This is a genomic window from Bacillus pfraonensis, assembly GCF_050768835.1.
Taxonomy (GTDB): Bacteria; Bacillota; Bacilli; order Bacillales; family Bacillaceae_G; genus Bacillus_A; species Bacillus_A pfraonensis.
Genome location: NZ_JAHCDO010000014.1, coordinates 43,785 through 69,163, shown reverse-complemented (window position 1 = coordinate 69,163; position 25,379 = coordinate 43,785). Strand labels below are relative to the sequence as shown.

General features: G+C 35.8%; 25 protein-coding genes and 1 pseudogene. 21 read left to right on the top strand and 5 right to left on the bottom strand.

The genetic code is table 11. The features are described 5' to 3' along the window. Positions 1-147 precede the first annotated feature (147 nt). The gene (locus KFD70_RS14910; RefSeq protein ID WP_420792373.1) at positions 148-1,326 is read right to left on the bottom strand and encodes an MFS transporter; all 1,179 of its coding nucleotides are present in this window, start codon (positions 1,324-1,326) and stop codon (positions 148-150) included. Between the two features lie 314 nt (positions 1,327-1,640). Between KFD70_RS14910 and KFD70_RS14905 the strand changes: the two genes are divergently transcribed. From KFD70_RS14905 to alr, 17 genes are all read left to right on the top strand, one after another. Continuing rightward, the gene (locus KFD70_RS14905; protein WP_336453683.1) at positions 1,641-2,069 is read left to right on the top strand and encodes an NfeD family protein; all 429 of its coding nucleotides are present in this window, start codon (positions 1,641-1,643) and stop codon (positions 2,067-2,069) included. 2 nt (positions 2,070-2,071) lie between these two features. Next, on the top strand, positions 2,072-3,040 hold the full coding sequence (locus tag KFD70_RS14900) for an SPFH domain-containing protein (RefSeq protein ID WP_336453682.1): 969 nt from the start codon (positions 2,072-2,074) through the stop codon (positions 3,038-3,040). A 310-nt stretch (positions 3,041-3,350) separates the two neighbouring features. Beyond that, on the top strand, positions 3,351-4,502 hold the full coding sequence (spoIIP, locus tag KFD70_RS14895) for a stage II sporulation protein P (RefSeq protein ID WP_336453681.1): 1,152 nt from the start codon (positions 3,351-3,353) through the stop codon (positions 4,500-4,502). A 202-nt stretch (positions 4,503-4,704) separates the two neighbouring features. Then, positions 4,705-6,177, top strand: a complete 1,473-nt coding sequence (locus KFD70_RS14890) for a 4-hydroxyphenylacetate 3-hydroxylase family protein (protein WP_336453680.1) — start codon at positions 4,705-4,707, stop codon at positions 6,175-6,177. 152 nt (positions 6,178-6,329) lie between these two features. Beyond that, positions 6,330-7,076: an IclR family transcriptional regulator gene (locus KFD70_RS14885; RefSeq protein ID WP_336453679.1), complete on the top strand. Its 747-nt coding sequence runs from the start codon at positions 6,330-6,332 to the stop codon at positions 7,074-7,076. A 19-nt stretch (positions 7,077-7,095) separates the two neighbouring features. Next, the gene (locus tag KFD70_RS14880; protein WP_336453678.1) at positions 7,096-7,644 is read left to right on the top strand and encodes an FAD synthetase; all 549 of its coding nucleotides are present in this window, start codon (positions 7,096-7,098) and stop codon (positions 7,642-7,644) included. Positions 7,645-7,667: 23 nt separating this feature from the next. Beyond that, positions 7,668-8,207, top strand: coding sequence for a 3-hydroxyanthranilate 3,4-dioxygenase (nbaC, locus tag KFD70_RS14875; protein WP_336453677.1), 540 nt, complete (start codon positions 7,668-7,670; stop codon positions 8,205-8,207). Continuing rightward, the gene (locus KFD70_RS14870) at positions 8,192-9,235 is read left to right on the top strand and encodes an amidohydrolase family protein (protein ID WP_336453676.1); all 1,044 of its coding nucleotides are present in this window, start codon (positions 8,192-8,194) and stop codon (positions 9,233-9,235) included. The genes nbaC and KFD70_RS14870 overlap by 16 nt, the downstream gene beginning before the upstream one ends. After that, the gene (locus KFD70_RS14865; protein WP_336453675.1) at positions 9,207-9,665 is read left to right on the top strand and encodes a RidA family protein; all 459 of its coding nucleotides are present in this window, start codon (positions 9,207-9,209) and stop codon (positions 9,663-9,665) included. Before KFD70_RS14870 ends, KFD70_RS14865 begins: the two co-directional genes overlap by 29 nt. Before the next feature lie 11 nt (positions 9,666-9,676). Further along, the gene (locus KFD70_RS14860; RefSeq protein WP_336453674.1) at positions 9,677-11,146 is read left to right on the top strand and encodes an aldehyde dehydrogenase; all 1,470 of its coding nucleotides are present in this window, start codon (positions 9,677-9,679) and stop codon (positions 11,144-11,146) included. Between the two features lie 76 nt (positions 11,147-11,222). Further along, positions 11,223-12,002: a 2-keto-4-pentenoate hydratase gene (locus KFD70_RS14855; protein WP_336453673.1), complete on the top strand. Its 780-nt coding sequence runs from the start codon at positions 11,223-11,225 to the stop codon at positions 12,000-12,002. Between the two features lie 33 nt (positions 12,003-12,035). Then, positions 12,036-12,935: an acetaldehyde dehydrogenase (acetylating) gene (locus KFD70_RS14850; RefSeq protein ID WP_336453672.1), complete on the top strand. Its 900-nt coding sequence runs from the start codon at positions 12,036-12,038 to the stop codon at positions 12,933-12,935. Then, positions 12,922-13,947: a 4-hydroxy-2-oxovalerate aldolase gene (dmpG, locus tag KFD70_RS14845; RefSeq protein ID WP_336453671.1), complete on the top strand. Its 1,026-nt coding sequence runs from the start codon at positions 12,922-12,924 to the stop codon at positions 13,945-13,947. The genes KFD70_RS14850 and dmpG overlap by 14 nt, the downstream gene beginning before the upstream one ends. A gap of 3 nt (positions 13,948-13,950) precedes the next feature. Then, a complete protein-coding gene (locus KFD70_RS14840; RefSeq protein WP_336453670.1) occupies positions 13,951-14,739 on the top strand; it encodes a 2-keto-4-pentenoate hydratase in 789 nt (262 codons plus the stop codon). A gap of 21 nt (positions 14,740-14,760) precedes the next feature. Continuing rightward, positions 14,761-14,955: a 4-oxalocrotonate tautomerase gene (locus KFD70_RS14835; RefSeq protein WP_336453669.1), complete on the top strand. Its 195-nt coding sequence runs from the start codon at positions 14,761-14,763 to the stop codon at positions 14,953-14,955. Positions 14,956-15,081: 126 nt separating this feature from the next. Continuing rightward, complete coding sequence (locus KFD70_RS14830; protein ID WP_336453668.1) at positions 15,082-15,858, top strand: Cof-type HAD-IIB family hydrolase; 777 nt, start codon at positions 15,082-15,084, stop codon at positions 15,856-15,858. Positions 15,859-16,058: 200 nt separating this feature from the next. Beyond that, complete coding sequence (gene alr / locus KFD70_RS14825; protein ID WP_336453667.1) at positions 16,059-17,234, top strand: alanine racemase; 1,176 nt, start codon at positions 16,059-16,061, stop codon at positions 17,232-17,234. Positions 17,235-17,270: 36 nt separating this feature from the next. On the opposite strand, the pseudogene KFD70_RS14820 reads toward alr, so the two are convergent. Further along, a pseudogene (locus tag KFD70_RS14820) lies at positions 17,271-17,936 on the bottom strand (DUF6273 domain-containing protein). Between the two features lie 85 nt (positions 17,937-18,021). Next, on the bottom strand, positions 18,022-18,897 hold the full coding sequence (locus tag KFD70_RS14815) for a phosphotransferase (protein ID WP_336453666.1): 876 nt from the start codon (positions 18,895-18,897) through the stop codon (positions 18,022-18,024). Between the two features lie 503 nt (positions 18,898-19,400). Between KFD70_RS14815 and KFD70_RS14810 the strand changes: the two genes are divergently transcribed. Together KFD70_RS14810 and KFD70_RS14805 are read left to right on the top strand one after the other, a co-directional pair. Continuing rightward, positions 19,401-20,615 (top strand): macrolide family glycosyltransferase, encoded by a 1,215-nt coding sequence (locus KFD70_RS14810; RefSeq protein ID WP_336453665.1) that lies wholly within the window; start codon positions 19,401-19,403, stop codon positions 20,613-20,615. A 180-nt stretch (positions 20,616-20,795) separates the two neighbouring features. Continuing rightward, positions 20,796-21,653 carry a YitT family protein gene (locus KFD70_RS14805; RefSeq protein WP_336453664.1) on the top strand — a complete coding sequence of 286 codons (858 nt, stop codon included), beginning with the start codon at positions 20,796-20,798 and terminating at the stop codon, positions 21,651-21,653. A 21-nt stretch (positions 21,654-21,674) separates the two neighbouring features. Here KFD70_RS14805 and pdxR read toward each other — a convergent pair whose 3' ends face one another. Next, a complete protein-coding gene (pdxR, locus tag KFD70_RS14800) occupies positions 21,675-23,096 on the bottom strand; it encodes a MocR-like pyridoxine biosynthesis transcription factor PdxR (protein WP_336453663.1) in 1,422 nt (473 codons plus the stop codon). A gap of 130 nt (positions 23,097-23,226) precedes the next feature. On the opposite strand from pdxR, the gene KFD70_RS14795 reads away from it, so the two are divergent. Together KFD70_RS14795 and KFD70_RS14790 are read left to right on the top strand one after the other, a co-directional pair. Next, positions 23,227-23,649: a GNAT family N-acetyltransferase gene (locus KFD70_RS14795; RefSeq protein WP_336453662.1), complete on the top strand. Its 423-nt coding sequence runs from the start codon at positions 23,227-23,229 to the stop codon at positions 23,647-23,649. A 177-nt stretch (positions 23,650-23,826) separates the two neighbouring features. Beyond that, positions 23,827-24,954 carry a metallophosphoesterase gene (locus tag KFD70_RS14790; RefSeq protein WP_336453661.1) on the top strand — a complete coding sequence of 376 codons (1,128 nt, stop codon included), beginning with the start codon at positions 23,827-23,829 and terminating at the stop codon, positions 24,952-24,954. 23 nt (positions 24,955-24,977) lie between these two features. Here the strand turns inward: KFD70_RS14790 and KFD70_RS14785 are convergent, their stop codons facing one another. Next, positions 24,978-25,361, bottom strand: coding sequence for a MazG-like family protein (locus KFD70_RS14785; RefSeq protein WP_336453660.1), 384 nt, complete (start codon positions 25,359-25,361; stop codon positions 24,978-24,980). Positions 25,362-25,379: the final 18 nt, after the last annotated feature.

The following is a 25,379-nucleotide window of genomic DNA, read 5'->3' as shown; positions in this document are numbered from 1 at the left end:
TTAGCGAAGGGACTGCACATGCATTGGAACAAGCTGCAAACAAACCATAGAAGAGCTCCGAATTTATCATAAATACAATGCAAAAAGGATAGGGTGCCCTATCCTTTTCCTATTCTGTAAAATTTCATATGTCAAAAAACAGTGAGATTAAAGAGAAACATCCTTGCCTTGCTGTTTCGTATGTTTTAACAAAATAAAAGATAAACAAGCAGAACATAAAATGAGAAAAGCAGCAATGATATATATTGTCCGGACGCCGAACATATCGGTAATAATACCGACGCTTAGCATAGAAAGTCCGGAAACAGCCGAAGTAAGTGTGCCGTGAGCTGTATATATTTTTGATAATAGAGGTGGTGGCACGCTTGATTGTAAAACGGTTGTTTGAGAAATATCTCTAATTTGATAAGCAGGTCCCATTAGAAGGCAAAGAAGCAGTGCAATAAATCCGTTGCTTGTTATGCCATATAAGAAAGTGAGTACGCTAAATAGAAGTGATCCTAAAGCCATTGAGCGTATTAAGTTATTTTGAATATACGTACTTATTCGCCATGCTAATAATCCTCCAATTAATGTTCCCATATAATAGCTGGTGTTGATATATCCCCACCATTCTTCTCCTTTATGAAGAGCAGTTGTTACATAAGCCATCGTAATACCGCCAATCCAAATCGTTCCGGCAAACGTTTCAATTAAGTCCATATATGTAACTGTGCGTAAGGAAGAGTACTGAAATAACAGTTTCCATCCTTCTAGTAATACAGCTGATTTGGAGGCTGATTTTTCCACTTTTTGTTCAGTTTGTACAGCATGCAATGAAACATATAATGTGATACATCCAAAAATCATTAATATGTTGTTAATCATAAGTGTAGAAGTAGCACCAATAAAAAGGACAACTACACTTGTGAACGAATAAGCAGCTGCCTGAACAATTTGTGTTGAAAAGGAAAAGATACTATTTACTTTTACTAACTTTTCTTGGGGCGCTAGGCGTGGAATAACAGCGTATAATAAAGGAGAGCTCCAGCCTCCGCATAATGAAATGAGAATAATAAAAGTAAGAAGGACAGTAATGTTAGATGATAATAAAGGGAATAGCACGCTTAAAAGAATCAAAAGGAAAGTCTTAATCCCTTGTAATGTAAAAAGTAATGAATAGGATCGGAAACGATTCATTATAAGTGGCGCAGATGTACTAGCAATAAGGCTCGCGATAACTCCCAATAATGGAAAAAGGGCAGTGGTGGTAGCTGATTTTGTTGTCATATAGATATGAGTAGTAACAATCATCACATAAACAACATCAGCGAGAGTGATGCACATTTTAGAAAACCAATAAAGGGATATTGATTGTTGGGGCAATATAGATATCTCCTTTTCATAAATGATTATTTTTTTATATTTATTTTAATTTACAGATTCATTTTTTGAAAGAATTTTATTTTTTGTAACTTTTATATAGGAATTTTCATGTATAATAAAGAATATATTAATATAATATTTTAGTAATACTCATGGTAACAGTGAATATGTATAGCAGCTTCCGTTGAAACGTCCCGTATTCATGAGGAGGACGTGATAAACAATTCTTTTTTTCATATACATATAGAAAATAAAAAAGAAAGTGAGGGTTGCATATGGCTGGATGGGTAATTTGGTTTATTATAGCTGGTATTTTATTTATTGCAGAAATGTTATCGATTACCTTTTACATGTTATGGCTTGGAATTGGAGCGGTTGTCGGAGGTCTAATTGCACTATTTGCCCCAGAAGCACTATTCTTACAAGTTGTTGTAGGGGCAGTTGTGAGTTTAACATTGACTTTCTTTACGAAACGAATCTCTAAAAATTTTCGAGAGGCAAAAGGGTTTACTGATACTGTCGATAAACTGGCTGGTAAAAAGGGAATTATCATGCAAGCGATTACAAGTGAAGAAAATGGAATTGTGAAAGTGGATGGAGATACTTGGACTGCGATTTCAGATGTTCCCATTTCCGCTGGAGAAAAAGTCATTGTTATAAAAAGGAGCAGCACTGTTTTACATGTGAAAAAGGAGAGTGAGTAAAAATGGTAGCATTAACATTAACGATTATTTTTGCATTAATTGTTGTTGTATTTGTAGCGTTAACAATTAAAATCATTTCGCAACAAAAGGTGGCAGTTGTTGAAAGGTTTGGTAAATTCCAACGTATCATGCATCCGGGGTTAAATATTTTAATTCCTATTGTAGATCGCGTTCGTGTTTATCATGATTTACGTATTCAACAAACAAATGTCCCACCGCAAAAAGTGATTACGAAAGATAACGTACAAGTAGAAATTGATACGATTATTTTCTATCAAATCGTGGAACCGGAACTTGCAACATACGGTATTTCAAATTATGAATATGGTGTTCGTAATATTACATCTGCAACAATGCGTCAAATTATCGGTAAGATGGAACTAGATGAAACATTATCAGGACGTGAAAAGATTTCAACAGAAATTCGTTTAGCACTTGATGAAGCAACAGAAAAATGGGGCGTTCGCATTGAGCGTGTGGAAGTAGTGGATATTAATCCGCCAAAAGATGTGCAAGCAGCAATGGAAAAACAAATGAAAGCAGAGCGTAATAAGCGTGCAATTATTTTAGAAGCAGAAGCAGCAAAACAAGATAAAGTCCTTCGAGCTGAAGGGGAAAAACAAAGTAAAATTTTAATGGCTGAAGGGGATAAAGAAGCACGTATTCGCGAAGCCGAAGGTATACGAGAAGCAAAAGAGCTAGAAGCGCAAGGGGAAGCAAGAGCGATTGAAACAATTGCGAAAGCAGAACAAAATCGTATTGAATTAATACGTGCAGCGGATTTAGATGAACGAGTTCTTGCATATAAATCTTTTGAATCATTAGCTGAGGTTGCGAAAGGACCTGCTAATAAAGTCTTCATTCCATCAAATGCAATTGAAACACTGGGTACACTAGGTGCAATTGGAGAGATTTTTAAAGAAAAACAAGCGAAGAAATTGCCTTCTTCTGATACACCGAAAGAACAATAGCAACGAGAAAGAGAAATGGGTCACCATTTCTCTTTTTTTAGGGAGGATGATATGAAACAAGCTTTCAAAGTTTTGTACGGCTGTAGCATTTATTTCAATTTGGTGCTTGATGATGAAAGATATTATTTTCAATACATACTTAAATTATTCTGTTTGGTTACATTGTCTGTATATCGTTTGTTTTTTTGTAAGTTCTATGAACGCGTATAGGTTAGATAAAAAGGTATTTGCATTACTATTCTTTTTAGCAGCTATATTAAATGTAACAAGTCTAGTGAAAATGTATATTATATAAAGCTTGTACATAACCATGTATAAAGAGGGTGATACATTGAAAAAATATGCAACTCGTATACATGGAAAGAAATTTTTATTTTTAATCTTATCATATGTATTTGTAGTGATAGTAGCGGCGTCTATTGTAACTTCATTTTTACATACAATGAAATCTTATTATGCGAGTCAGTGGTTTGGTAAAGTTTCGATGCAAGGTTTTGTGCAAATGTTTGAGAGTGAGAATCGCTATTTCGCATCGGATTATTTTAAAACAAATAAACGAGAATCAATTGGGAATGTATTATTTTCTATTGCAACGGACCTTAAAATACAAGATTTAAGGACGTTTGTTGGGAAAGAAGTACCGGGGATGTCAAAGTACTATTCTCATATTATCGTAGCTGGAGAAGGAACGGATTATACGAATATTCCGAATGAATCGAGTGTCCCGATTGAAGAGGTAACGAAAGAGCGGGAAGTGGCAAAAGATAAAGTCACAGAAGCAGACAAAAAGAATCCCATACAAAAAAATAAAAGTGATGTAAAAGGTGAAAAAGCTGTATATATTTATCACACACATAGCTGGGAATCCTTTTATCCACTGTTACCTGGGGCGAAAAATCCGTCAAGTCCTGATGTGAATGTTTCGCTTTTAGGGGAACGTCTAAAAGAACAGTTGGAGGGACAGGGAATACCGGTTCTTCATGATAAAACAAACATGGGGGATTTATTAGCGAATAAGAAATGGAAATGGTATCAAGCATATACCGCATCTCATGGATATGTGAAAGAAGCGTTGGCACAAAATAAAAATATTATGTTTCCGATTGATATTCATAGAGATGATCAGCGAAAGAATGTGACGACAAAAGTAATTAATGGAAAATCTTATGCGAGACTGTATTTTATTATTGGAATGGAGAATAAAGGACGCTCCCATAATGAAAAGATTGCAAGAGCAATAAATTCATATTTAGATGAAAATTATTACGGATTAAGTAGAGGGATTTTCCCGAAATATAAAAAGGACGGAAATGGGGTTTATAATCAAGATTTATCTCAAAATGCCATGCTTATTGAAGTTGGTGGTGTTGATAATACGTTGGAAGAGCTGTATAACACCATTGATGTTTTAACAGAGGCATTTAGTAAGTATTACTGGGATGCGGAGAAGGTGAATGGATGATGTGAAAGGAGCAGGGAAACTGTTCCTTTTTTATATGTCTCTTAAAAAAATTACTAGAATTTCATAATATGAAATAAGGTAGTAGTTTTGACTTGAGTTTGGTTTATAATAATTTAAAATTCTGTCGATTGAAGAGGGTGACTAGAATTTCTAAATTTATTTGTATAGTAAACTTCAAAATGTATATATTGGAGGGGAAAACATGGCGATTCGAACAGGGGCTCAGTATATCGAAGGATTAAAGGCGAGAAATCCTGAAATTTGGATTGGTGGAAGAAGGGTAACGGATGTTGTAAATGAAGATGTTTTTCGGGAACCAATTTTACAAATTGCAAACCTATATGATATGCAACATGATCCAAAATATCAAGATAAAATTACTCACATATGTGAAGAGACAGGGGAACGGGTTTCGAATGCATTTTTAGTACCAAGAAATTATGAGGATTTAAAATCACGCCGAGAATTATTTGAGGTGTGGGCAAAAGCGACGTTTGGTTTAATGGGAAGAACGCCGGACTTTTTAAATGTTACGGTCACTTCAATGGCAAGTAACTCTTGGTTCTTTGAAAAATTCGATCCTGAATGGGGGAAAAATATAAAAAATTATTATAGACATATACGTGATCAAGATTTGTTTTTAACGCATGCGATTATTAATCCACAAAATGATCGAAGCAAAGCTTCGCACCAGCAAGAAGATGCAACGATGCATTTAGGTGTAGTGAAAGAAACAGCGGAAGGAATGTATGTAAGTGGTGCGAAAATGCTAGCGACACTTGCCCCAATTACAGATGAAGTAATCATTTACTCCTATCCAAGTTTTAAACCAGGTGATGAACGTCATGCGATTTCTTTTGCAGTTCCAATTGATGCACCAGGATTAAGGATTCTTTGTCGCGAGCCAATGCAAGATGGTAAACGTTCTTTATTTGACCATCCACTGGCATCAAGATTCGAGGAAATGGATGCATTACTTGTTTTTCGTAATGTATTCATCCCTTGGGATAAAGTATTCATTTATCAAAGTGTAGAAGCTGGGAATCAACTGTATCCGAAAACAGGAATTGGGCATCAGCCTGCACATCAATCGGGAGTAAGAGGCCTGGTGAAACTTTCTTTTGCAGCTGAAGTAGCTATAAAGCTGGCAGATTCAATTGGAGTGGATGGTTTTTTAAATGTACAAAATCAGCTAGCGGAACTTATGCAAGATGTAGAAACAATTCGTGCGCTCTTACAAGTAGCAGAATATGAGTATGAAACGAATGCATATGGAGAAGCTGTTCCTGCAAGGCTACCTCTTGATACAATACGTAGTTTATTACCAAAAATGTATCCACGGGCTATTGAAATTATCCAAACCATTGGTGCTGGTGGACTGTTAATGTCACCAACAGGTGCTGATTTTATGAATCCGGAGATTCAAGATGATATGCATAAATATTATATCGGGCGTGAAGGGGTATCTTCTGAGGAACGTGTGCGCTTATTTAAATTAGCTTGGGATTTATGTGGCGAAGCTTTTGGACAACGTTTATTGCAATATGAACGTTATTATTCCGGCGACCCAGTTCGAAAAATGGGTATGTTCTATAATGCGTATAAAAAACAACAATCTCTATCGCTTGTGAATAATGCCTTGCAAACAAGTTCGTCTGAAAGTGCATTAAGTTAACTCTTAAATGATTGCGCTTACATTTTTAAATGGAAAAGGAAGGAGCAACAAATAGATAACAAGAATTTTACTGTTAGGGTGTAAATCTTCTTATATGTTTAGCTATATATGAACCTGAAAATATGTAACTGGAATAGGGGAGGTAAGTTGTTTTGATCGCTTCTATCAGTAAAATTTGTAAAATTCTAAATTGTTTCACTGGTGATGATCCAGTATTAGGAAACTCTGAAATTGCAGCGAAATTAAATATGAATCCTAGTACAGTTCACCATCTTGTTCGTACATTATGTGAAGAAGGGATGCTCATTCGAGATGAACAAAGAAAATACCGATTAGGTTGGAAATTGTTAGAGTGGGGCAATCAAGTAATGTTTCAACAAGAAATTTATAGTGGGGCAATTCCAATTGTAGAGGAACTTGTGAAGAAATTTAATGGAACAGTGCATATCGGTATGTTTGACCGTGGGGACGTTGTATTTATTTTGAAAGTTTCATCAAAGGATTCAGTTCAAATTTCAACTCATGTTGGATCTAGAAAGCCCGCATATTGTACAAGTACAGGGAAAGTACTTCTTTCATTTAACCCTTCTTCCTTAGAGTACACTTCAGAACATGGGCTTTTGCCAAGGGCACCAAATACGATTACTTGTATGAAAAAATTTCAAAAGGAGTTACAGACAATTCGTGAGCAGGGATATTCCATAAGTGATAACGAAAATGAGCACGGTTTATATGGTATTGCAGCTCCTATCCGTTCTTATACGGGAAGAACCGTTGCTGCTCTTAATATTGTTGGCCCCATATCGTATATGCAAGGAAGCAATCGCCAAATCATGATTCGAAGTGTAATGAATACGGCAAACTTGATTTCAAAGGAATTCGGTTATTTGGATATTTGATTCCGATTGTAAAAGAGAGGTGAAAATCATTTATATACATGATCATCGCATACCTGAATTAACAAAATCAATTATCTCAATCGGTGCTTTTGATGGTGTTCATAAAGGACATCAGACAGTTATTAGAAATGCGGTAGAGAAATCTAAAGAACTACAGATTACAAATGTCGTGTATACATTTGATCCACCACCACGTGCTTATTTTCAAGGAGCTCAAGTATTAACATCAATCGATGAGAAATTAAATCGATTTGAAGAGCTTGGGGTTGAACATGTAATTGTGATTCGTTTTGATGAATCGTATGTAAAGAGAACGGCTAGTCACTTTATTCAAGAGTTACAAAGATTATGTCTAGCTAAAATTTATGTAGGAGAAGATTTTCGATTTGGAAAAAATCGAGTGGGGAGTATAGAGCTACTGAAAAAATATTTCGATGTTTCTATTGTTGAAGAGATTTGTTGTGAAGATGGGGAACGAATTTCTTCAACGAGGATCCGGAATCATTTATTTCAAGGAGAATTACAGAGGTCTCATTCCTTATTAGGATGGCCTATGAAAACAATATGAATGAATTATAAGGAGGAAAAAATATGTCAAAAACATTACAATCTTTTAATTTACTAAAATGGATTGATGAAAATAAGGAGTTATTGAAACCACCGGTGAATAACAAGGTGATTTGGCAAGATTCAGAGTTTATTGCCATGATTTTAGGGGGACCAAATAAAAGACGTGATTTCCATGTGGATCCTTCAGATGAATTCTTTTATCAAATAAAAGGTGAATGTTATGTGGAATGTATTACGGAAGAAGGAAAACGTGAAGTCGTTACAGTGAAAGAAGGTGACGTGTTTATGTTGCCAGCTATGGTACCGCACTCACCGCATCGCGTTGCAGACACATATGGATTAGTAATTGAAAGAAAGCGTAAGCAAGGAGAACTTGAAGATTTTGTTTGGTTCTGTGATGAATGTAATCATGAAATGCATCGTGTACGCGTTCAATTAAGCGATATTGAAAAACAAGTAAAAGAAGCAATTCATAGCTTTAATTCAAATAAAGAAATTCGAGCGTGTAAAAACTGTGGACATATTATGCCGGAAGAAGTGGAGGAATGGAAGTGCGAATAGATTTTCATACACATATTATTCCTGAGATATTTCCGGATTTTGAAGAGAAGTTTGGTGGTGGTCGGTGGCCGATATTAAATCGAACCTGTACATGTGGTGCGGCGATTATGGTTGGAGGGAAGAATTTTCGTGATGTGACAGACCAAGTATGGTGTCCGGAGAAAAGAATTGAAGATATGAACCGCGAAGGTGTTGATATACAAGTATTATCACCGATCCCTGTTACATTTTCTTATTGGGCAAAACCAGAAGAAGCTGAAGCAATGGCGCGTATTCAAAATGATTTTATTGCGGAAACAGTCGCCGCATATCCAGATCGTTTCGTTGGGTTAGGGACAGTGCCGATGCAAGATGGAGAAACCGCAGTTCGTGAGATGGAGCGATGCATAAAGGAATTACAGTTACATGGAATTGAAATTGGAACGAATGTAAATGGAAAAAATTTGGATGATCCTTCATTTATCGAATTTTTCCGAATGGCTGAAAAATGGCAGGTGCCAATTTTTATTCACCCGTGGGAAACGTTAGGACGAGATAGAATGCCACATCATAATTTTATGTATACCGTTGGGATGCCGAGTGAAACAGCTCTTGCAGCAGCTACACTTATTTGGAGCGGCATGATGGAGAAATTTCCAGGGTTAAAGATTTGTTTTGCTCATGGTGGAGGTTCTTTCCCTTATATTTTGCCGCGATTAGATCAAGGCTGGCAAGTATGGCCACATCTAAGGTTAACTACATATCCGCCTAGCTATTACGCAAAGAAATTTTATTTCGATTCTCTAAACTATGATCCTATGAATCTTAAATATATGATTGAGCGATTTGGGCACGAAAAGATTTTTATGGGATCGGATTATCCATTTTTACTAAGAGAGATTCATCCAGGTAAAGTAATTGATGAGACACTTGAGTTATCAGAGGAGCAAAAGGAAGCGATGCTTGGCGGAAATGCAGCGAACTTCTTAAATATTGATATGAAAAAAAGAGGTGTAGTATATGCAAAAAGTACAAACACCAGAGAGTAAATTAAATGAAATGGGACTCATGCTACCAGCTATTCGTCCAGTGGTGGGGAATTATGTTGGATGTGTAAGAGTAGGGAATTTATTATTTACAGCTGGACAAGGTGTTGACCAGTACCACGGGAAATTAGGTAAGGATGTATCAATAGAAGATGGATATAAGGCAGCAAGACAGTCAATGTTGAACTTATTAAGTGTCGTAAAGAATGAACTAGGTGATTTAAATAAGGTAAAACGAGTTGTGAAGTTACTTGGTTTTATCAATAGTACGGAAGATTTTATTGATCAACCAAAAGTGATGAACGGGGCATCAGATTTATTAGTAGACGTTTTTGGAGAAAAGGGGAAACATGCTCGTTCGGCTGTGGGAATGGCTCAATTACCAAATAATACAACAATTGAAATCGAGATGATTTTAGAAATTGAAGAGTAGGAGGCAAGAATATGAATAAAGAACTATTAGCTGAAAAAATAAAAGTAAAAGATGCAAAGTTATTTATTGATGGTCAATATGTTGATGCGCTGTCCGGCGAAACGTTTGATACATTCAATCCATCAACAAATAGCAAGCTTGCCTCTGTTGCACAAGCAAATGAAGAGGACGCTAAGCGAGCAATAGACGTGGCAGGGCGCACATTTACAAGTGGTATCTGGAGTAAAATGCCTGTGGAAGAACGCTCAGCTATTTTATGCAAAATGTCAGATTTGATTATGGACAAGGTAGATGAATTAGCGTATATAGAGACACTTGATGTCGGAAAACCAATAAAAGAAAGTCGTGGCTTTGATATTCCGCGGTCTGCCCATAATTTTCGTTTCTTTGCTGAGATGGCAAAGTATATGGTGCATGAACATTATGATAAACATAACTTTATGTCGTATGCAAAATATGCACCAGCAGGGGTAACGAGCTTAATTATTCCTTGGAATTTACCATTTATGCAGATGACATGGAAGGCGTCAGCTGCGTTAGCTGCTGGTAATACAGTCGTTGTAAAACCAGCATCATACACGCCACTAAGTGCAATCATGCTTGGCGAAATTGCGAATGAGGCTGGGTTACCTCCAGGTGTATTAAATATCATTACAGGACCAGGAAGTACGGTAGGAACGAAAATGACGACGCACTCCTCTGTAAGACGTATTTCATTTGTTGGAGAGAGTAATACAGGAAAAACGATTATGCGGAATGCTTCGGAAAATTTAATACCAGTTTCATTAGAATTAGGCGGGAAATCAGCAAATATTGTATTCGAAGATGCTGACTTAGATGAAGCGGTACAAGGATCAGTTGAAGCAATTTACCGAAATCAAGGAGAAATTTGCTTAGCTGGTTCTAGGTTGCTTGTGCAAGAAAGCATCTATGAACAATTTCTAGAGAAGTTTATAACAGCGGTGAAAAAGATAAAAGTAGGAGATCCTCTTGATGAAGATACAGATATGGGAGCACTGGTTTCAAAATCACATTTAGAAACAGTTGATCAATACGTACAAATAGGTCTTTCAGAAGGAGCGAAATTAGCTCACGGCGGAAAAAGAATCGAAAGTTTAGCACAAGGGAATTTCTATGAACCAACTGTACTATATGATGTTGATAATTGTATGCGTGTAGCTCAAGAAGAGATTTTTGGTCCAGTTTTAGTTGTTATACCATTTAAAACAGAAGAAGATGCAATTCGTATCGCAAATGATTCTATTTATGGTTTAGCAGGAGTTGTTTGGACAAATGATTTGAGAAGAGCACAGCGAGTTGTTTCGCAAATTGATTCAGGACTATTATGGATTAATTGTTGGTATGTGCGAGATTTGCGTACCCCATTTGGTGGTTCTAAGGCAAGTGGTATTGGCCGCGAAGGTGGACGACACAGCTTTGAATTTTATACAGAAGCAAAGACAGTTACGATGAAATTATAAAGTGAATCTTCCATCAGTGGAATAGTATTTCCACTGATGTGTTATAAATATAGATTTTAAAAATGAGGTGAGATATATGCAAGTGTTAGTAAAGAAATTAGCAGATGAATTATTGCAGGCAGAACAATCATGTAAACCAATTTCTCCTTTTACGGAAAGATATCCAAATCTATCAGTTTCAGATTCGTATAACATTCAGCTCGAAGTAGTGGGACAAAAGTTAAAACAAGGCCGTACGGTGATTGGAAAGAAAGTCGGACTTACGAGTGATGCAATGCAGCGAATGCTTGGAGTAGATGAACCGGATTACGGACATTTGCTAGATGATATGAAAGTAGAAAGTGGAAGTGTAATCTCAGTAGATTCATTTGTATCCCCAAAAGTAGAGGCGGAAATTGGATTTGTTTTAGCAGAGGATTTAAGTGGACCTAATATTACATATGTGGATGTGTTAATGGCAACGAAGTATGTTGTACCTACGCTTGAAATCATTGATAGTCGTATTGCAGATTGGAAGATTAAGCTCGTTGATACAGTAGCAGATAACGGCTCATCAGCGAAAGTTGTGGTTGGTAATCAGTTTTCAAACGTATCAGAAGTAGATTTGCGTACAGCTGGAATGACGCTCTATAAAAATAATAGTTTAATTGCTACTGGTGCAGGAGCAGCGGCATTAGGGCATCCTGCGCAAGCTGTTGCTTGGTTAGCGAATAAACTTAGCGAATTTCAAATTTCATTGAAAGCTGGAGAATTAATTTTACCAGGTGCATTATCAGGAGCTGTTTCGGTTGAATGTAATGATGTTATTCAAGCTGATTTTGGCTCTCTTGGTTCAGTGTCTATTAAATTTGTATAATTCTATGGTTGTTTGAAAAGGAGGGGAATATATGTGGGAAAAGTGAAGGCGGCTATTATAGGCTCTGGAAATATCGGTACGGATTTAATGTATAAAGTAAGAAAAAGTGAAGTCATTGAAATGGCTGCTATGATAGGGATAGATTCTGAATCAGACGGATTAAAGAGAGCGAAGAAAGAAGGGTATGAGATTTTTGATACTGGTATACAAGCAATCATTGAGAACCCTAGCATAGCGGATATTATATTTGATGCTACTTCAGCGAAAGCTCATATGTATCATGCAGAAGTTTTAAAAGAGTTAGGGAAGTTAGTAATAGATTTGACACCAGCGGCATGTGGACCATTTGTTTGTCCAGCTATACAAGAAGGTAATGATGTAGATGCGCGAAACGTCAATATGATTACATGTGGTGGGCAAGCAACAATTCCAATTGTTCATGCTATTAACGAAGTGGCGGATGTTACGTACGCGGAGATAGTTGCTACAATTTCTAGTTTAAGTGCAGGCCCAGGTACACGGGCAAATATCGATGAATTTACAATTACAACAAAGCGGGGAATTGAAGAAATTGGGGGAGCTGATTACGGAAAAGCACTTATTATATTAAATCCTGCAGATCCCCCTATCTTAATGAGAGATACAGTATATTGTGAAGTTAAGCATATGGATGAATTATCAATTAGTCAAGCAATCTACAAGATGATTGAAGTAGTGAAATCGTATGTTCCAGGATATGCTTTAAAACAAGAACCGATGTTTGATGGGAACCGTGTGACTGTATTTTTAGAGGTAGAAGGAGCTGGGGATTACTTTCCTCATTACGCTGGTAATTTAGATATTATGACAGCAGCGGCATTGAAAGTTGGTGAGAGGTTTGCAGCACGAATAATCAGGGAGCAGAAGCGAGGTGTAATGAATGAAACGAAATAGCGATATGCCAATTAAAATAACGGAAGTTTGTTTGCGTGATGGAAGTCATGTGATGAGGCATCAATTTACAGAGGAACAAGTTCGTTCTGTCACTAGAGCGTTGGATGAGGCTGGTATGCATTATATTGAAGTTAGCCATGGAGATGGATTAGGTGGTTCTACGCTGCAATATGGAAAATCGTTAGTAGATGAAATGAAACTCATTGAAGTAGCAGTAGAAGAGTGTAAACAGGCCAAGGTAGCTGTTTTACTTATTCCTGGAATTGGTACAATCCATGAATTAAAACAAGCACGAAGTATTGGAGCAAGCTTTGTTCGTGTAGCAACTCATGTAACGGAAGCGGATGTTTCTGCACAACATATTCATTTTGCACGGGAGTTAGGTATGGAAGTATGCGGATTTTTAATGATGGCACATTCTGCCCCTGTTGAAAAATTAGTAGAACAAGCAAAGCTTATGGAAAGTTACGGGGCACAAGCTGTTTATGTAACGGATTCAGCTGGAGCTTTATTACCACATGAAGTACGGGAACGTATTCAGGCATTACGTCAATCTTTAAATATCGAAATTGGTTTTCATGGTCATAATAATCTTTCTGTTGCAGTAGCAAATACAATTGCTGCAATTGAAGAAGGGGCAACGCGCATTGATGGCAGTGTCCGTTGTCTTGGAGCAGGGGCAGGGAATGCACAAACAGAGGTATTATTAGCTGTGCTAGATCGGATGGGATATAAGTTAGATATAGATTTGTATAAAATGCTGGACTTGGCAGAAGACATTGTTGCTCCTTTGTTACCAGGACCGCAAGAAATCCAAAAAGGCAGTCTAGTTATGGGATATGCTGGTGTATATTCAAGCTTCTTACTACATGCTGAGAGAGCTGCTCATAGATTTAATGTAGATGCTCGTGATATTTTAATAGAACTTGGTAGACGAAAAGTAGTTGGTGGACAAGAAGATATGATTTTGGATGTAGCAGCTGAATTAGCGAAGAGAAAAATGGAGGTGTAAAATATGGCTTTAGTTAAAGGCGCAGATTCAGAGATTATTGAATATTTACTTCAGGCAGAGAGAGAACGAAAAGAAGTGGTAAAGGTAACGGATCAGCATCCTGATTTAACAGTAGAAGATGCTTACATATTACAAAAACGATTAATTGAACAAAAGATAAAAAAGGGATCCAAACGAGTTGGTATAAAGCTTGGATTAACGAGTAAAGCGAAGCAACAAATGATGGGGATCGAGGAAGCGATTTACGGTTATTTATTAGATAATATGTTAGCTTTTGAATGGGTTCCGGTTCAGTATGAATCATTGATTCATCCAAAAGTAGAGCCGGAGATTGCCTTTTTAATGGGAGAGGATTTACAAGGCACTAACGTTACAGCAGCTGATGTATTAAAGGCAACAAAATATGTTACGCCAGCGTTGGAAATTATCGATAGTCGTTATCTGAATTTTAAGTTTACATTACCTGATGTAATTGCAGATAATTGTTCATCTTCAAAATTTTTACTAGGAAGTAAGTGGGTTAACACTCAGGAAGTAGACTTAGCCAATGTTGGAATGGTGATGTCGAAAAACGGTAAAGTGGCTACAACGGGAACAGGAGCAGCTGTACTTGGGCATCCTGCATCGGCAATTGCTTGGGCAGTAAATAAGCTTGGGTTACAAGATGAAGGGTTAAAAAAGGGTGATATTGTGCTAAGTGGAGCGTTGTCTGAAGCAGTTGCTTTCAAAGCTGGTGACGCTATGATTGCGCAGTTTGATGGTTTAGGTAGTGTATCGATGTTTTGTGAATAAACAGTAAAGTGAGAGATGGATATGCCAATTGTACAAATTCAAGTGATTGAGGGTAGAAAACAGGAGCAGATTCACGATCTCATTTCAAATGTTACAGATGCAGTCGCGAAAAGTTTGAATGTGGACGCTGAACGTGTACGTGTACTAGTAAATGAAATCCCGGGTTCGCATTGGGGAGTTGGAGGAAAAGTAAGAGGTAGTGTGGAAGAAAAATAATATTTGTAAGTAAAAGCAATTCTTTATGATAAATGAAGAATTGCTTTTTTGTTTTGATATGACGGAAAATTATATTTACAATTGTATTAGTATAAAGAAATTTGTTAATGGGAGAGAAGAGGTAATATGTATAAAGTTGTCTTTTTTGATGTTGATGGCACTTTATTAAGTGAAATTGATAGAAGTATGCATGCAAGTACGAAAGAAGCCATACGGAGAGTAATTGATAAAGGTATCAAAGTAGTAGTTACAACAGGAAGGCCTTACAGTTTATGTTTAGAATTTAAAGAGTTAGGTGTTGATACGTTTATTTCCGCAAATGGTGCACATATCAAATGTAATGACACAGTTATACATAAATCAGTGCTTTCGAGAGAAACAGTTCATGATATCACAACTTTTGCTGAGATAAATGGTCATAGTGTTTCTTATTTTACAGAGGAGTTCGCAATGAATGGTGTAGCTTCTAATGATGAACGGGTAATGAAAGCGCTAAAAGAGACTTTGCATCTACAACAATATCCTGAAAAGATGAAATCACTTTTAGGAGAGGTGTATTGTGTGTGCTTGTATGCAGATGAAACAGAAGCTCAAAAATTTCTAGAAAAATTTCCGAATCTTAAATTTGAGCGTTTTCATAACTATGTGATGAATGTACTTGAAGATACTGAAGTTTCGAAGTTAACAGCTATTAAAAAGGTATTGGAATATCTAAATGTTTGTAAATCGGAAGCAATTGCTTTTGGAGACGGTGGAAATGATGTTGATATGTTAGAGTATGTAGGGTTAGGAATTGCGATGGGAAATGGAGGAGAAAGGCTAAAGGAAAAGGCAGACTTTGTTACAAAAAAGGCAAGTGAAGGCGGGATAGCCTATGCATTAAAGGAGTTTAGTGTCATTTAAGTTGATGCAATCCAGCTTGAACAAACATTGTAATTCTCCTTATCTCCATATATAATAGTTTCTTGAGAGTATTATATCACATTAAAAATTTTGAAAATTCTAGTAGTTTGACTAGAAAAATGAAAAGTATTATATTGTAAAAGGTCATATGAAACGAGAAATAGAATGGAAAGCAATTATTGAGTTAGGAGTTTAGACCAATGAGTTCGAGATATGGAAGAGATACAATTGTTGAAGTAAATTTAGATGCTATAAAACATAATGTAAGAGAATTTGAAAAACGTGTAAACGATAAAAATATTGAAATGATGGCAGCTGTAAAAGCAAATGCATACGGACACGGGGCGGTTGAAGTCGCAAAAGCAGCAATTGAGGCAGGAGTGAATCAACTTGCTGTTGCTTTTGTAGATGAAGGTATTGAGCTACGCGAGGCAGGAATTTCTGTACCGATATTAATTTTAGGGTATACACCAGTAGAAGCTGCTAAAGATGCTGTTGAATATGATATTATGATGACGGTATATAGAATAGAAGATTTAAAAGAAATTAATGAAAATGCTAAGGAAATTGGAAAAAAAGCGCGTATTCAAGTAAAAATCGATACAGGAATGAGCCGTATCGGTTTGCAAGAAGAAGAAATCGTGCCGTTTTTAGAAGAACTAAAAAACATGAAGTATGTGGAAGTAGAAGGTATATTTACACATTATTCTACAGCTGATGAAATAGATAAAACATATACAAATATGCAAACAAGTTTATTCGAGAAGGCTGTCGATATAGCGAAGAAAATGGGTATTCATCTTCCGTATATCCATAGTTCAAACAGTGCGGGATCAATGGAACTAAGCAATACATTTCAAAATATGGTTCGTGTTGGAATTGGGATTTATGGTATGTATCCTTCAAAAGAAGTAGATCATACCGTTGTGTCATTGCAGCCAGCATTAGCATTAAAGTCAAAAGTAGCACATATTAAACATGCGAAAAAAAATCGTGGTGTAAGTTATGGGAATACGTATGTGACAACGGGTGAAGAATGGATTGCAACTGTTCCGATTGGCTATGCAGACGGTTATAATCGCCAATTGTCTAATAAAGGATATGCATTAATAAATGGTATTCGTGTACCTGTAATTGGCCGTGTTTGTATGGATCAATTGATGCTAGATGTTACGAAAGCGATGCCTGTACATGTAGGGGATGAAGTAGTTTTTTATGGTACACAAGGTGAGGAAGAAATCGCTGTAGAAGAAATTGCAGATATGCTTGGAACGATTAACTATGAAGTAACTTGTATGCTAGATAGAAGAATACCGCGTGTATATAAGGAAAATGGTGAAACTACTGCCGTTGTGAATATATTAAGAAATAAATGAAATAGAAAAGACTGAATCGTTAAGGTTCAGTCTTTTCTATTTCATATTAATTTTTAAAACTGGGCGCACGCCGTAACCAGCCACACTGACATTTGCGTAGCTACGAATACTGCAACTTGTACCGACAAAAAATGCACGCGAAGGCTTATTTCCTTGTGTTCGCAGCCACCACCAGGAACAGCCAACTTCTTCACCGTTTCTGATGATATAGTTATCTTTGTTCGTTTTATCATATACATATAAGCTACATCCATCGTTTTTTTAAATTTTGGCAAAGTCCGTTCCAATGGCGCGCCGCAAATCATTGCCGTGTATATCAGATAAATCCTTTATCTCGGTAACGCTAAGCAAAAAAACTTTGTCCTTGGTATCTGGGGTGCCTTCTCCATTGTCCATGCAATGAGTCGTCTTTATAAACTCCTTTTCGGCGGCAGTGAATGCGGTGTTATAGAATTCACTGTTCAGCCACTTGCGCAAATCACAGTCATGCCATGTAATATCCACGCAATCACGCCACTTAATATCCGCTGACTCGCCATGATATCTTCTGCAGTCCAAAAAATACTCGCTCAAAATAAATAATTCGTTATCTGAACTTTTCAACACCCTCCATTTTATCGGTGTTTTATCTGTTCCCTCCGCTGTATGTGGATAAGTACCAAAAGTAATGACTTCACCCGGCTTTATATTCTCGTCTAGCATAATAGCTTCCTCCTGATTCGTTTCTAATTTAATTATATAACATTGATGCAAGTGCTTTATGCCACCAAGAATTCTGAAGAGTATTTTAGAAAAAGGCGGGATGTTGTAACCATTCCTCTAAATCCACATTTCCTTGAACGGATAATAATCGATATAAATATCGGTATGGTGCTCTGCATCGTTCTAAATAGGGAATGGGCAGTATTGTTTCGTAACCTTTCCGGAAAGCGTTGGCCTCTTTTTCTGTAAATACATATTCTAATCCGATAAAGTCAAGCTCTCTTGGTGCAACCACGTAAGCCTCAGTATCTACTAATCCAGTAATCTCTATACCATCTGTTAAAAATTGAGTTGGGTCCATGTCGGTTAAAATAAGAGTTGTTTCTTTTGGTGTCGGTAGTGCATAAAGTTGTGATTGAAAAACTTCGAATGAGTCATTTATTTTAGAATTATTAGAGTAAAACATAGTTACAAGTTGTTTACTTACGTCTGTTATATGTTGGTGAAATTTATGAAGTGGAATTTGAAAAGTTCCAGACGGATTTCCAATATAATTTGCTTTATACTGATGGATTTGTGCTAAGCCTTTTCCAAGGTTATATAAGATAGAATCGGGTTGTCCTATAAATGATGTGAGTACTTGACCGTTTAACTTTTCAACAACAACATACTCTCGCTCTAATGTATGTTTCTGTAATATTTTCGGAATAGGGAGTGTTGTATGCTTTTGTAACAATGTATGTATTATCTCGAGATCATGTACGTTTCTTGGATCAATTCCAAATAAATTTTTACACCCCCACCAAAAATCATTATTTGGTTCCTCTTTCATTTTAGAAGTGCGGACGATTACTTCTTCCTTCTCTGTTTTTACGAGCCAGACATCGCTTGCATGATTTTCGTATCCTGGATGTAATGTGTCTATTGATAGAATAGGGGAAGTAAAGAGTTGTTGGAACATGAAGATTCTCCTTTTTCTGTAAAGTTAATAAATTCATTATATAACATAATGGAAAAAGAGGGATAATCCACTTAGATTATACATATTTGAACACAACAATAGTGTATTTAATTATTTAAAGAGTGTTACAAGACCATGATGAAGTGGTCTTGTTCGTTTTTGAAGTATTTTACTTTTTGATTTTTGAAAGATAGGGACATAGCTGAGTACTGATGTTATATAAAAAATTGTATTTCTTCATTTTTATATGAATTATCTGAATAATATTTTTCAATCTTTTATTTTTAATATTAGTGATATATGAGTAGGAAATGAACGAAAGAATTTGAATTTATTTTTTAGAGGGAATGATGAAATGAGTTTGATTAGAAATATATTTCTCAATAATGAATGTAAGATAATATATGAAAAATTAAGAAATTTTCATATATAATAGGTATCGATTAATTAATAAAATTAATTATTAGATTAATATTGTTAATTATTAAAAAGGAGAGGTTATTATGGCGAGAGTTCTTGTAATTCATTTTCCTGGAGAAGGGCATATTAATCCGACAATAGCAGTTTTAAGTGAGTTAATACAAAGAGGTGAAGAAGTTGTTGCGTATTGTATTGAGGAATATAGAAATAAAATTGAAGTAACAGGTGCCGAATTTCGAACATATGAAAACTTTCTGTCACAAATCAATATAATGAATCGAATAAATGAAGGGAGTAGCCCTTTGGAAATGCTATCTAAAATGATTGCAGCGACAGATAGCATTGTGAGCGAGATTCTAGAGGAAATAAAGGAAGAACAATATGATTATGTTTTGTATGATAATCACTTCGCAGTAGGACACATTATAGCAAATGTGTTGCAGTTACCGAAAATATCCTCATGTACAACTTTTGCTTTTAATCATTACATTTCTTTTCATGATAACGTTGAAAGTAGAAAAATAGATGAAAGCTCTCCATTGTATCAATCTTGCGTATTAGGGATGCAAAAATGGGAAGAGAAATATGGCATTCAATGCAATAGTTTATATGATATTATGAATCATCCAGGAGATATTACGATTGTGTATACTTCTAAACAATATCAACCCCATTCCCATGTGTTTGATAATTCTTATAAATTTGTCGGTCCATCTATTGCTATACGTAAAGATGTTGGGAGTTTTTCGGTTGCCAGGTTAAAAAAGAAGCCAGTTATTTTCATTTCAATGGGAACCGTCTTTAACGAGCAACCGGAATTATACGAAAAATGCTTTGATGCATTTCAAGATATTGGTGCAACTGTTTTGTTAGTAGTTGGTAAAAAAATAAATATAAGTCAGTTTGAAAAAATTCCAGCAAATTTTCAAGTGTATAACTATGTACCACAGTTACAAGTCCTGCAACATACAGATGTATTTATTACACATGGAGGAATGAATAGTTCTAGTGAGGCTTTATATTACGGTGTTCCATTAGTTGTCATTCCCGTTACGGGAGATCAGCCATTGGTAGCTAAACGAGTAGAGGAGTTAGGAGCAGGAATTCAGTTGGATCGTACTAAGTTGACTGTTGAAATGCTACGTGAAGTAGTAGAGAAAGTGATAAATGATAAGAAATTCAAAGAAAATAGCTGCGAAGTTGGAGAGTCTTTACAGGCGGCAGGTGGCTATAAAAGGGCAGTTGATGAAATATTTAAATTTAAAAAAGAGGCTCTATCTAGTTTCCTTCAAAAATAAATAGGAAATCCATAAAAACACACTTCTACAAAAGTGTGTTTTTTAGATTGAAGTGTAAATAATATTGAAAAAAATACCAAAAAAGTGAAGGGTTTGTGTATATAAAGTAATTCCTTTGTATTTCCAGAAAAAATTCAGTATGATAATACTAAGAAAATATATCTGTTTTGGGGGTAATCAATGAAAAAAATATTTGAATATGTGTTATTAACAATTGGATCGATTATTGTAGCTGGCTCATTGGAGTTGATTTTGGCACCCAATGGACTAGTAGACGGTGGGGTAACAGCTATCTCCATTATGGCAAATAAAGTTGCTGGATTGCCGTTGTACGGTGTGTTCTTAGGACTTAACATTCCTATTTTATTATTTACTGCAAAAGTAATGGGGAAAAAGTTCTTTATTCGTACGTCCTATGCAAATATTGTAACGACCCTTGGTTTAATCTACTTAAAGCCATTTCCAGCTATCACAACATCTGAATTATTAATTGTCTTGTATGGCGGAGTGTTATTTGGGGTTGGTGTTGGAATTGTTGTGAAGATGGGCGGTGCAATTGACGGATCAGAAATGTTAGCGGTCTGGATGAACAAGCATTTTAAAGTGCCGATTAGTACATTTTTACTTGCTGTAAATGCTGTTATTTTTGTGTTTGTTGCTATTTTATTTTCAATCGAGCAAGCAATGTTCTCACTCGCAATTTTCTATATTGTTACGAAGATGATTGACTTCATATTAGATGGTATTAATCAAGGCAAGAGTGTCATGATTATTTCGAGTAAAAATAAAGAAATTGGTGAACTTCTTATGAAGGAGTTACAACTTTCTGTTACGTATCTACATGGAGAAGGTGGTTTTTTAGGGGAACATCAGAGAATTATCTATTGTATTACAAATCGTTTTATTTATCCCAAAATGAAAGATCTCGTTCTCTCTGTAGATTCAAGTGCCATCATTGAAGCTTCTTATTCAACGGAAACAACTGGTGTGAAACGTCCAGGAATTTCATCACGTTCAGGGCAAACATCAAATGATTAGACCAAAAACTGTTCCTTGCAATTATTTGTGCGAGGAACAGTTTTTTTGTCTAAACCAAGCTTTTTTTAATAATGTTACAACAGTTTCAATTGAATCGATTGGTATCCCTCCAAAGCCTAGTAATACATAAGCTTCTTTTTGTAAGTTATTTACTGAATCGTATATGGATAGAGGGTAAAGTTTTACATGTTTTTCAGCAGCTGATTGAATGAGTTCTTGTTCAGTCATGCCGTTATGAACACGGAGCACAATGTGAAGCCCAGATTGATCTCCAAGTATATCGACATTCGTGCCCATTTGGTTCATAAGTGATTTCACTAATCTATGATGTTTTTTCTTATATAATGTACGAACGCGGTTTAAGTGCCGATCCCAATCTCCTTTTTGAATAAAGATAGCAAGAGCAAGCTGTTGCATTTTAGAAACTGTTTGTTTGAAAATACCACCAAGTTCCTTATAAGCCTCTAAAAGGTGATTAGGAAGAACGATATAGCCCATTCGTAAAGATGGTAAAAATGATTTTGAAAAAGTCCCCATGTAAATAACACGTTCATTTGTATCAAGTCCTTGTAATGAAGGGATAGGTTTTCCAACGTAGCGAAACTCTCCGTCGTAATCGTCTTCAATAATATAACCTTGCTTAGCGTTGGCCCACTTTAATAACTCAAGTCGCTTTGATAAAGGCATAATCATGCCGTATGGAAATTGATGAGAAGGGGTAACGTAAGCAACGTTCGCATTGCAATCATTAAGAGATGAAATGTTGATTCCTTTCTCATCTAATGGGACAGGGTAGCTGAGAAGACCGCAGCTTTGAATGATAGCTTTTACACGATGAAACCCAGGGTTTTCTATGGCGTATGATTTTTGCTTGCCAAGTAATTGTAAGAGTAGCCAAAGAAGGGGTTGTGTACCAGCACCAATAATAATTTGCTTAGGTGTGCAATGAACTCCCCGAGCATGATATAAATACTTTGCAATGTGAGCGCGAAGTATTTGTTCTCCTTGTGGATCTTCTTTTGTAAATAAGTCGTTTTCATATTGAAGTAAAGATTCTTGTATTGCTCTTTTCCAATTTGAGAGTGGAAAAGCTGTTTGATCGATATTGCCTTGGCTACAATCAAAATGAATGAGTTCGTTTCCTGTTGTTTCTAATGGATAAGATCGTTTTTGTTGTTTATTAGGGATAACATCTACATCTACTTCAGCCACAAATATACCGCGCTTTGGTTTACTCTCTACATAGCCTTCCGCGGCTAACTGTTGATAAGCGGATTCGATTGTAATACGGCTAATACCAAGTTGTAACGCTAAATTTCGATGAGAAGGGAGACGGGTTTCAGAAGGGAGTGTTCCCTTTAATATTTCTTGTTTCATATACTCGTAAATTTGTATATAGATAGGTGTTTGACTTTCTGATTGTAGAGGGATAATTAAATCCATTGTATACACTCTCCTTTAAAGCTGGCCTTGTAAAAAAGAAATGAACTGCCACTTCAGAACAGGGCAGACTTTAATTAAAATAATGATATAACATTTAGAAAATTTTATAAATAGTTAGGAGAGATTACTGATGAATGTGAAGGAAATACAAACAGAAGAACAACTAGATGAGGTATTACCTGTTTTACAACAATTACGAACTGCACTTACAAAAGAGGAAGCTCAATCTTTATTTCGTCAGATGAAAGAAGAAAATTACCAACTGTTTTCTTTATGTAATGAAGATGGTGAAGCTGTTAGTCTTGCTGGTGTAGCTGTTTGTACGAATTTCTATAATAAGAAACATGTTTTTGTATATGATCTTGTAACAGCAGAGGCGTATCGGTCGAAAGGGTATGGTGAAGAATTGCTATCATATATAGAAAAATGGGGAAAAGAACAAGGCTGTACTTGTATTGCTCTAACATCAGCTTTTTCGCGTATAGATGCTCACCGTTTTTATGAGCGAGAAGGTTATGAAAAGGTAAGTTATTCATTTCATAAAGAGTTATAATAGAGAAGAAAATAGTAGATTCTAGATGCGATAACATATAGAATCTACTATTTTTAGTTATAGCAGAAATAAATTATAAAAAAGGTACGATAAGTTTCTTGTCGAATAGTTTTCATGACATAATAAAGGAATATTTAAATGTGTAGAAAGTTGTAAATGAAAAAAGGAGCGTCTATATTGGATAAAATAAAAAAAATATCAATTCCAAATGAGGGAAGAGTTATTGTTATTTCTGATATTCATGGCGAATTAGAGCTTTTAAAAAAATTATTAAGCAAAGTTAACTTTAGTACAGAGGATTATTTAATCATTAATGGTGATCTTTGTGAAAAAGGAAGAAATAGTATAGGTGTTGTAAACTATGTTAGGGAGCTTGAGGCTCATAATCCAAACGTACATGTGATTGAAGGGAATTGTGAAGCAATAGTTGATGCTCTCTTAAATGAAAATCCAGGGTTAATAAACTATTTATGTACGAGAAAGTACTCTATATTTAATGAATGGCTTGATCAATTAGGTTTTCATATTAACGAAGAGACGGATATTCGTGAGGTAAAAGAGAAATTAACGAGTCACTTTTCAATAGAAATAAAATGGCTTACAGAATTGCCGACTGTAATTGAAACAGATGACTATATTTTTGTGCACGCAGGACTTGAAGATATAGAAGATTGGAAGAAGACTGAACGGAAACATGCGATTGCAATGCCGGAGTTTTATACGAAATCACATCGTGCAAATAAGTATGCAATCGTTGGGCACTGGCCTGTTGTCAATTATTCTGAAGAGGCGCCATCTAATAATCCAGTTATCGATGAACATAAGAAAATAATTGCGATTGATGGGGGAAATGCGATTAAAGAAGCGGGACAATTAAATGCATTTATCATTCATAGATCAATTTCTACAGATGTGTTTTCATATACATATGTAGATCATTTTCCGCGATATGAAATATTAGCAGATTTTGATGCAGAACCAATGATGCAAGGCGGAGTTACGTATCCGCATTATCATATTGTACCAGTTGAAACAAATGTTGATTTTACAATATGTAAACAACTAGAAACAAAGAAATGCTTATATGTTAAAAATGAATATATAAAGCAAAATGAATCAGACGATTATACTGTTAAAACGGATATTTCTTGTGCACAAATCAGTGTAAGGAAAGGTGATATTGTTTCGCTTATTGATGATAGCTGTACGGGATATGATTTAATTAAAAAAGATGGTGTGGAAGGCTGGATAGAGAAGGGACTTCTTCTTAAAGTGAAAGAGAAGGAATTAAAAGTATATAGATAAAAAATAGGAGGAAGAATATCCTCCTATTTTTTATCTTGTAGACTTTGGGAGCGCATTCGTATTTCATCTAATTTGTTGCGAAGTTCATCTTCTAAATTAAAATCAAAAAAGTTAGCTAACTTACATAAATAAGCTAGACAATCAGCAAGCTCTTTACCAAGATTTTCACGAATTTCTTCCTTCGCTTGAGCATATGCTTCATGTTCAGAAACGCCTTCTTTTTTTAGTTGTTCAGTTCTGTAAAAGAGTGCCCGAAATTCCTCGGCGACTTCAGCGACCTCTGTCGTCAATAACATATGAATATATAGGAGAAATTCTTTACTGTGCTGAAATTCATTGCGTCTATCATTGTGACTCCATCCCATTTCTTCTTGAAATTGTTGATATAGTTCTTGAACATGTTTCATAATAAATTCCTCCAAAAT

What these genes read in the sequence shown, in the direction of transcription:
- KFD70_RS14910 (WP_420792373.1), bottom strand. Translation starts at nt 1,326, where the DNA reads ATGTGCATCACTCTCGCTGATGTTGTTTATGTGATGATTGTTACTACT.
- KFD70_RS14905 (WP_336453683.1), top strand. Translation starts at nt 1,641, where the DNA reads ATGGCTGGATGGGTAATTTGGTTTATTATAGCTGGTATTTTATTTATT.
- KFD70_RS14900 (WP_336453682.1), top strand. Translation starts at nt 2,072, where the DNA reads ATGGTAGCATTAACATTAACGATTATTTTTGCATTAATTGTTGTTGTA.
- spoIIP (WP_336453681.1), top strand. Translation starts at nt 3,351, where the DNA reads ATGTATAAAGAGGGTGATACATTGAAAAAATATGCAACTCGTATACAT.
- KFD70_RS14890 (WP_336453680.1), top strand. Translation starts at nt 4,705, where the DNA reads ATGGCGATTCGAACAGGGGCTCAGTATATCGAAGGATTAAAGGCGAGA.
- nbaC (WP_336453677.1), top strand. Translation starts at nt 7,668, where the DNA reads ATGTCAAAAACATTACAATCTTTTAATTTACTAAAATGGATTGATGAA.
- KFD70_RS14870 (WP_336453676.1), top strand. Translation starts at nt 8,192, where the DNA reads ATGGAAGTGCGAATAGATTTTCATACACATATTATTCCTGAGATATTT.
- KFD70_RS14865 (WP_336453675.1), top strand. Translation starts at nt 9,207, where the DNA reads ATGCAAAAAGTACAAACACCAGAGAGTAAATTAAATGAAATGGGACTC.
- KFD70_RS14860 (WP_336453674.1), top strand. Translation starts at nt 9,677, where the DNA reads ATGAATAAAGAACTATTAGCTGAAAAAATAAAAGTAAAAGATGCAAAG.
- KFD70_RS14855 (WP_336453673.1), top strand. Translation starts at nt 11,223, where the DNA reads ATGCAAGTGTTAGTAAAGAAATTAGCAGATGAATTATTGCAGGCAGAA.
- dmpG (WP_336453671.1), top strand. Translation starts at nt 12,922, where the DNA reads ATGAAACGAAATAGCGATATGCCAATTAAAATAACGGAAGTTTGTTTG.
- KFD70_RS14840 (WP_336453670.1), top strand. Translation starts at nt 13,951, where the DNA reads ATGGCTTTAGTTAAAGGCGCAGATTCAGAGATTATTGAATATTTACTT.
- KFD70_RS14835 (WP_336453669.1), top strand. Translation starts at nt 14,761, where the DNA reads ATGCCAATTGTACAAATTCAAGTGATTGAGGGTAGAAAACAGGAGCAG.
- KFD70_RS14830 (WP_336453668.1), top strand. Translation starts at nt 15,082, where the DNA reads ATGTATAAAGTTGTCTTTTTTGATGTTGATGGCACTTTATTAAGTGAA.
- alr (WP_336453667.1), top strand. Translation starts at nt 16,059, where the DNA reads ATGAGTTCGAGATATGGAAGAGATACAATTGTTGAAGTAAATTTAGAT.
- KFD70_RS14815 (WP_336453666.1), bottom strand. Translation starts at nt 18,897, where the DNA reads ATGTTCCAACAACTCTTTACTTCCCCTATTCTATCAATAGACACATTA.
- KFD70_RS14810 (WP_336453665.1), top strand. Translation starts at nt 19,401, where the DNA reads ATGGCGAGAGTTCTTGTAATTCATTTTCCTGGAGAAGGGCATATTAAT.
- KFD70_RS14805 (WP_336453664.1), top strand. Translation starts at nt 20,796, where the DNA reads ATGAAAAAAATATTTGAATATGTGTTATTAACAATTGGATCGATTATT.
- pdxR (WP_336453663.1), bottom strand. Translation starts at nt 23,096, where the DNA reads ATGGATTTAATTATCCCTCTACAATCAGAAAGTCAAACACCTATCTAT.
- KFD70_RS14795 (WP_336453662.1), top strand. Translation starts at nt 23,227, where the DNA reads ATGAATGTGAAGGAAATACAAACAGAAGAACAACTAGATGAGGTATTA.
- KFD70_RS14785 (WP_336453660.1), bottom strand. Translation starts at nt 25,361, where the DNA reads ATGAAACATGTTCAAGAACTATATCAACAATTTCAAGAAGAAATGGGA.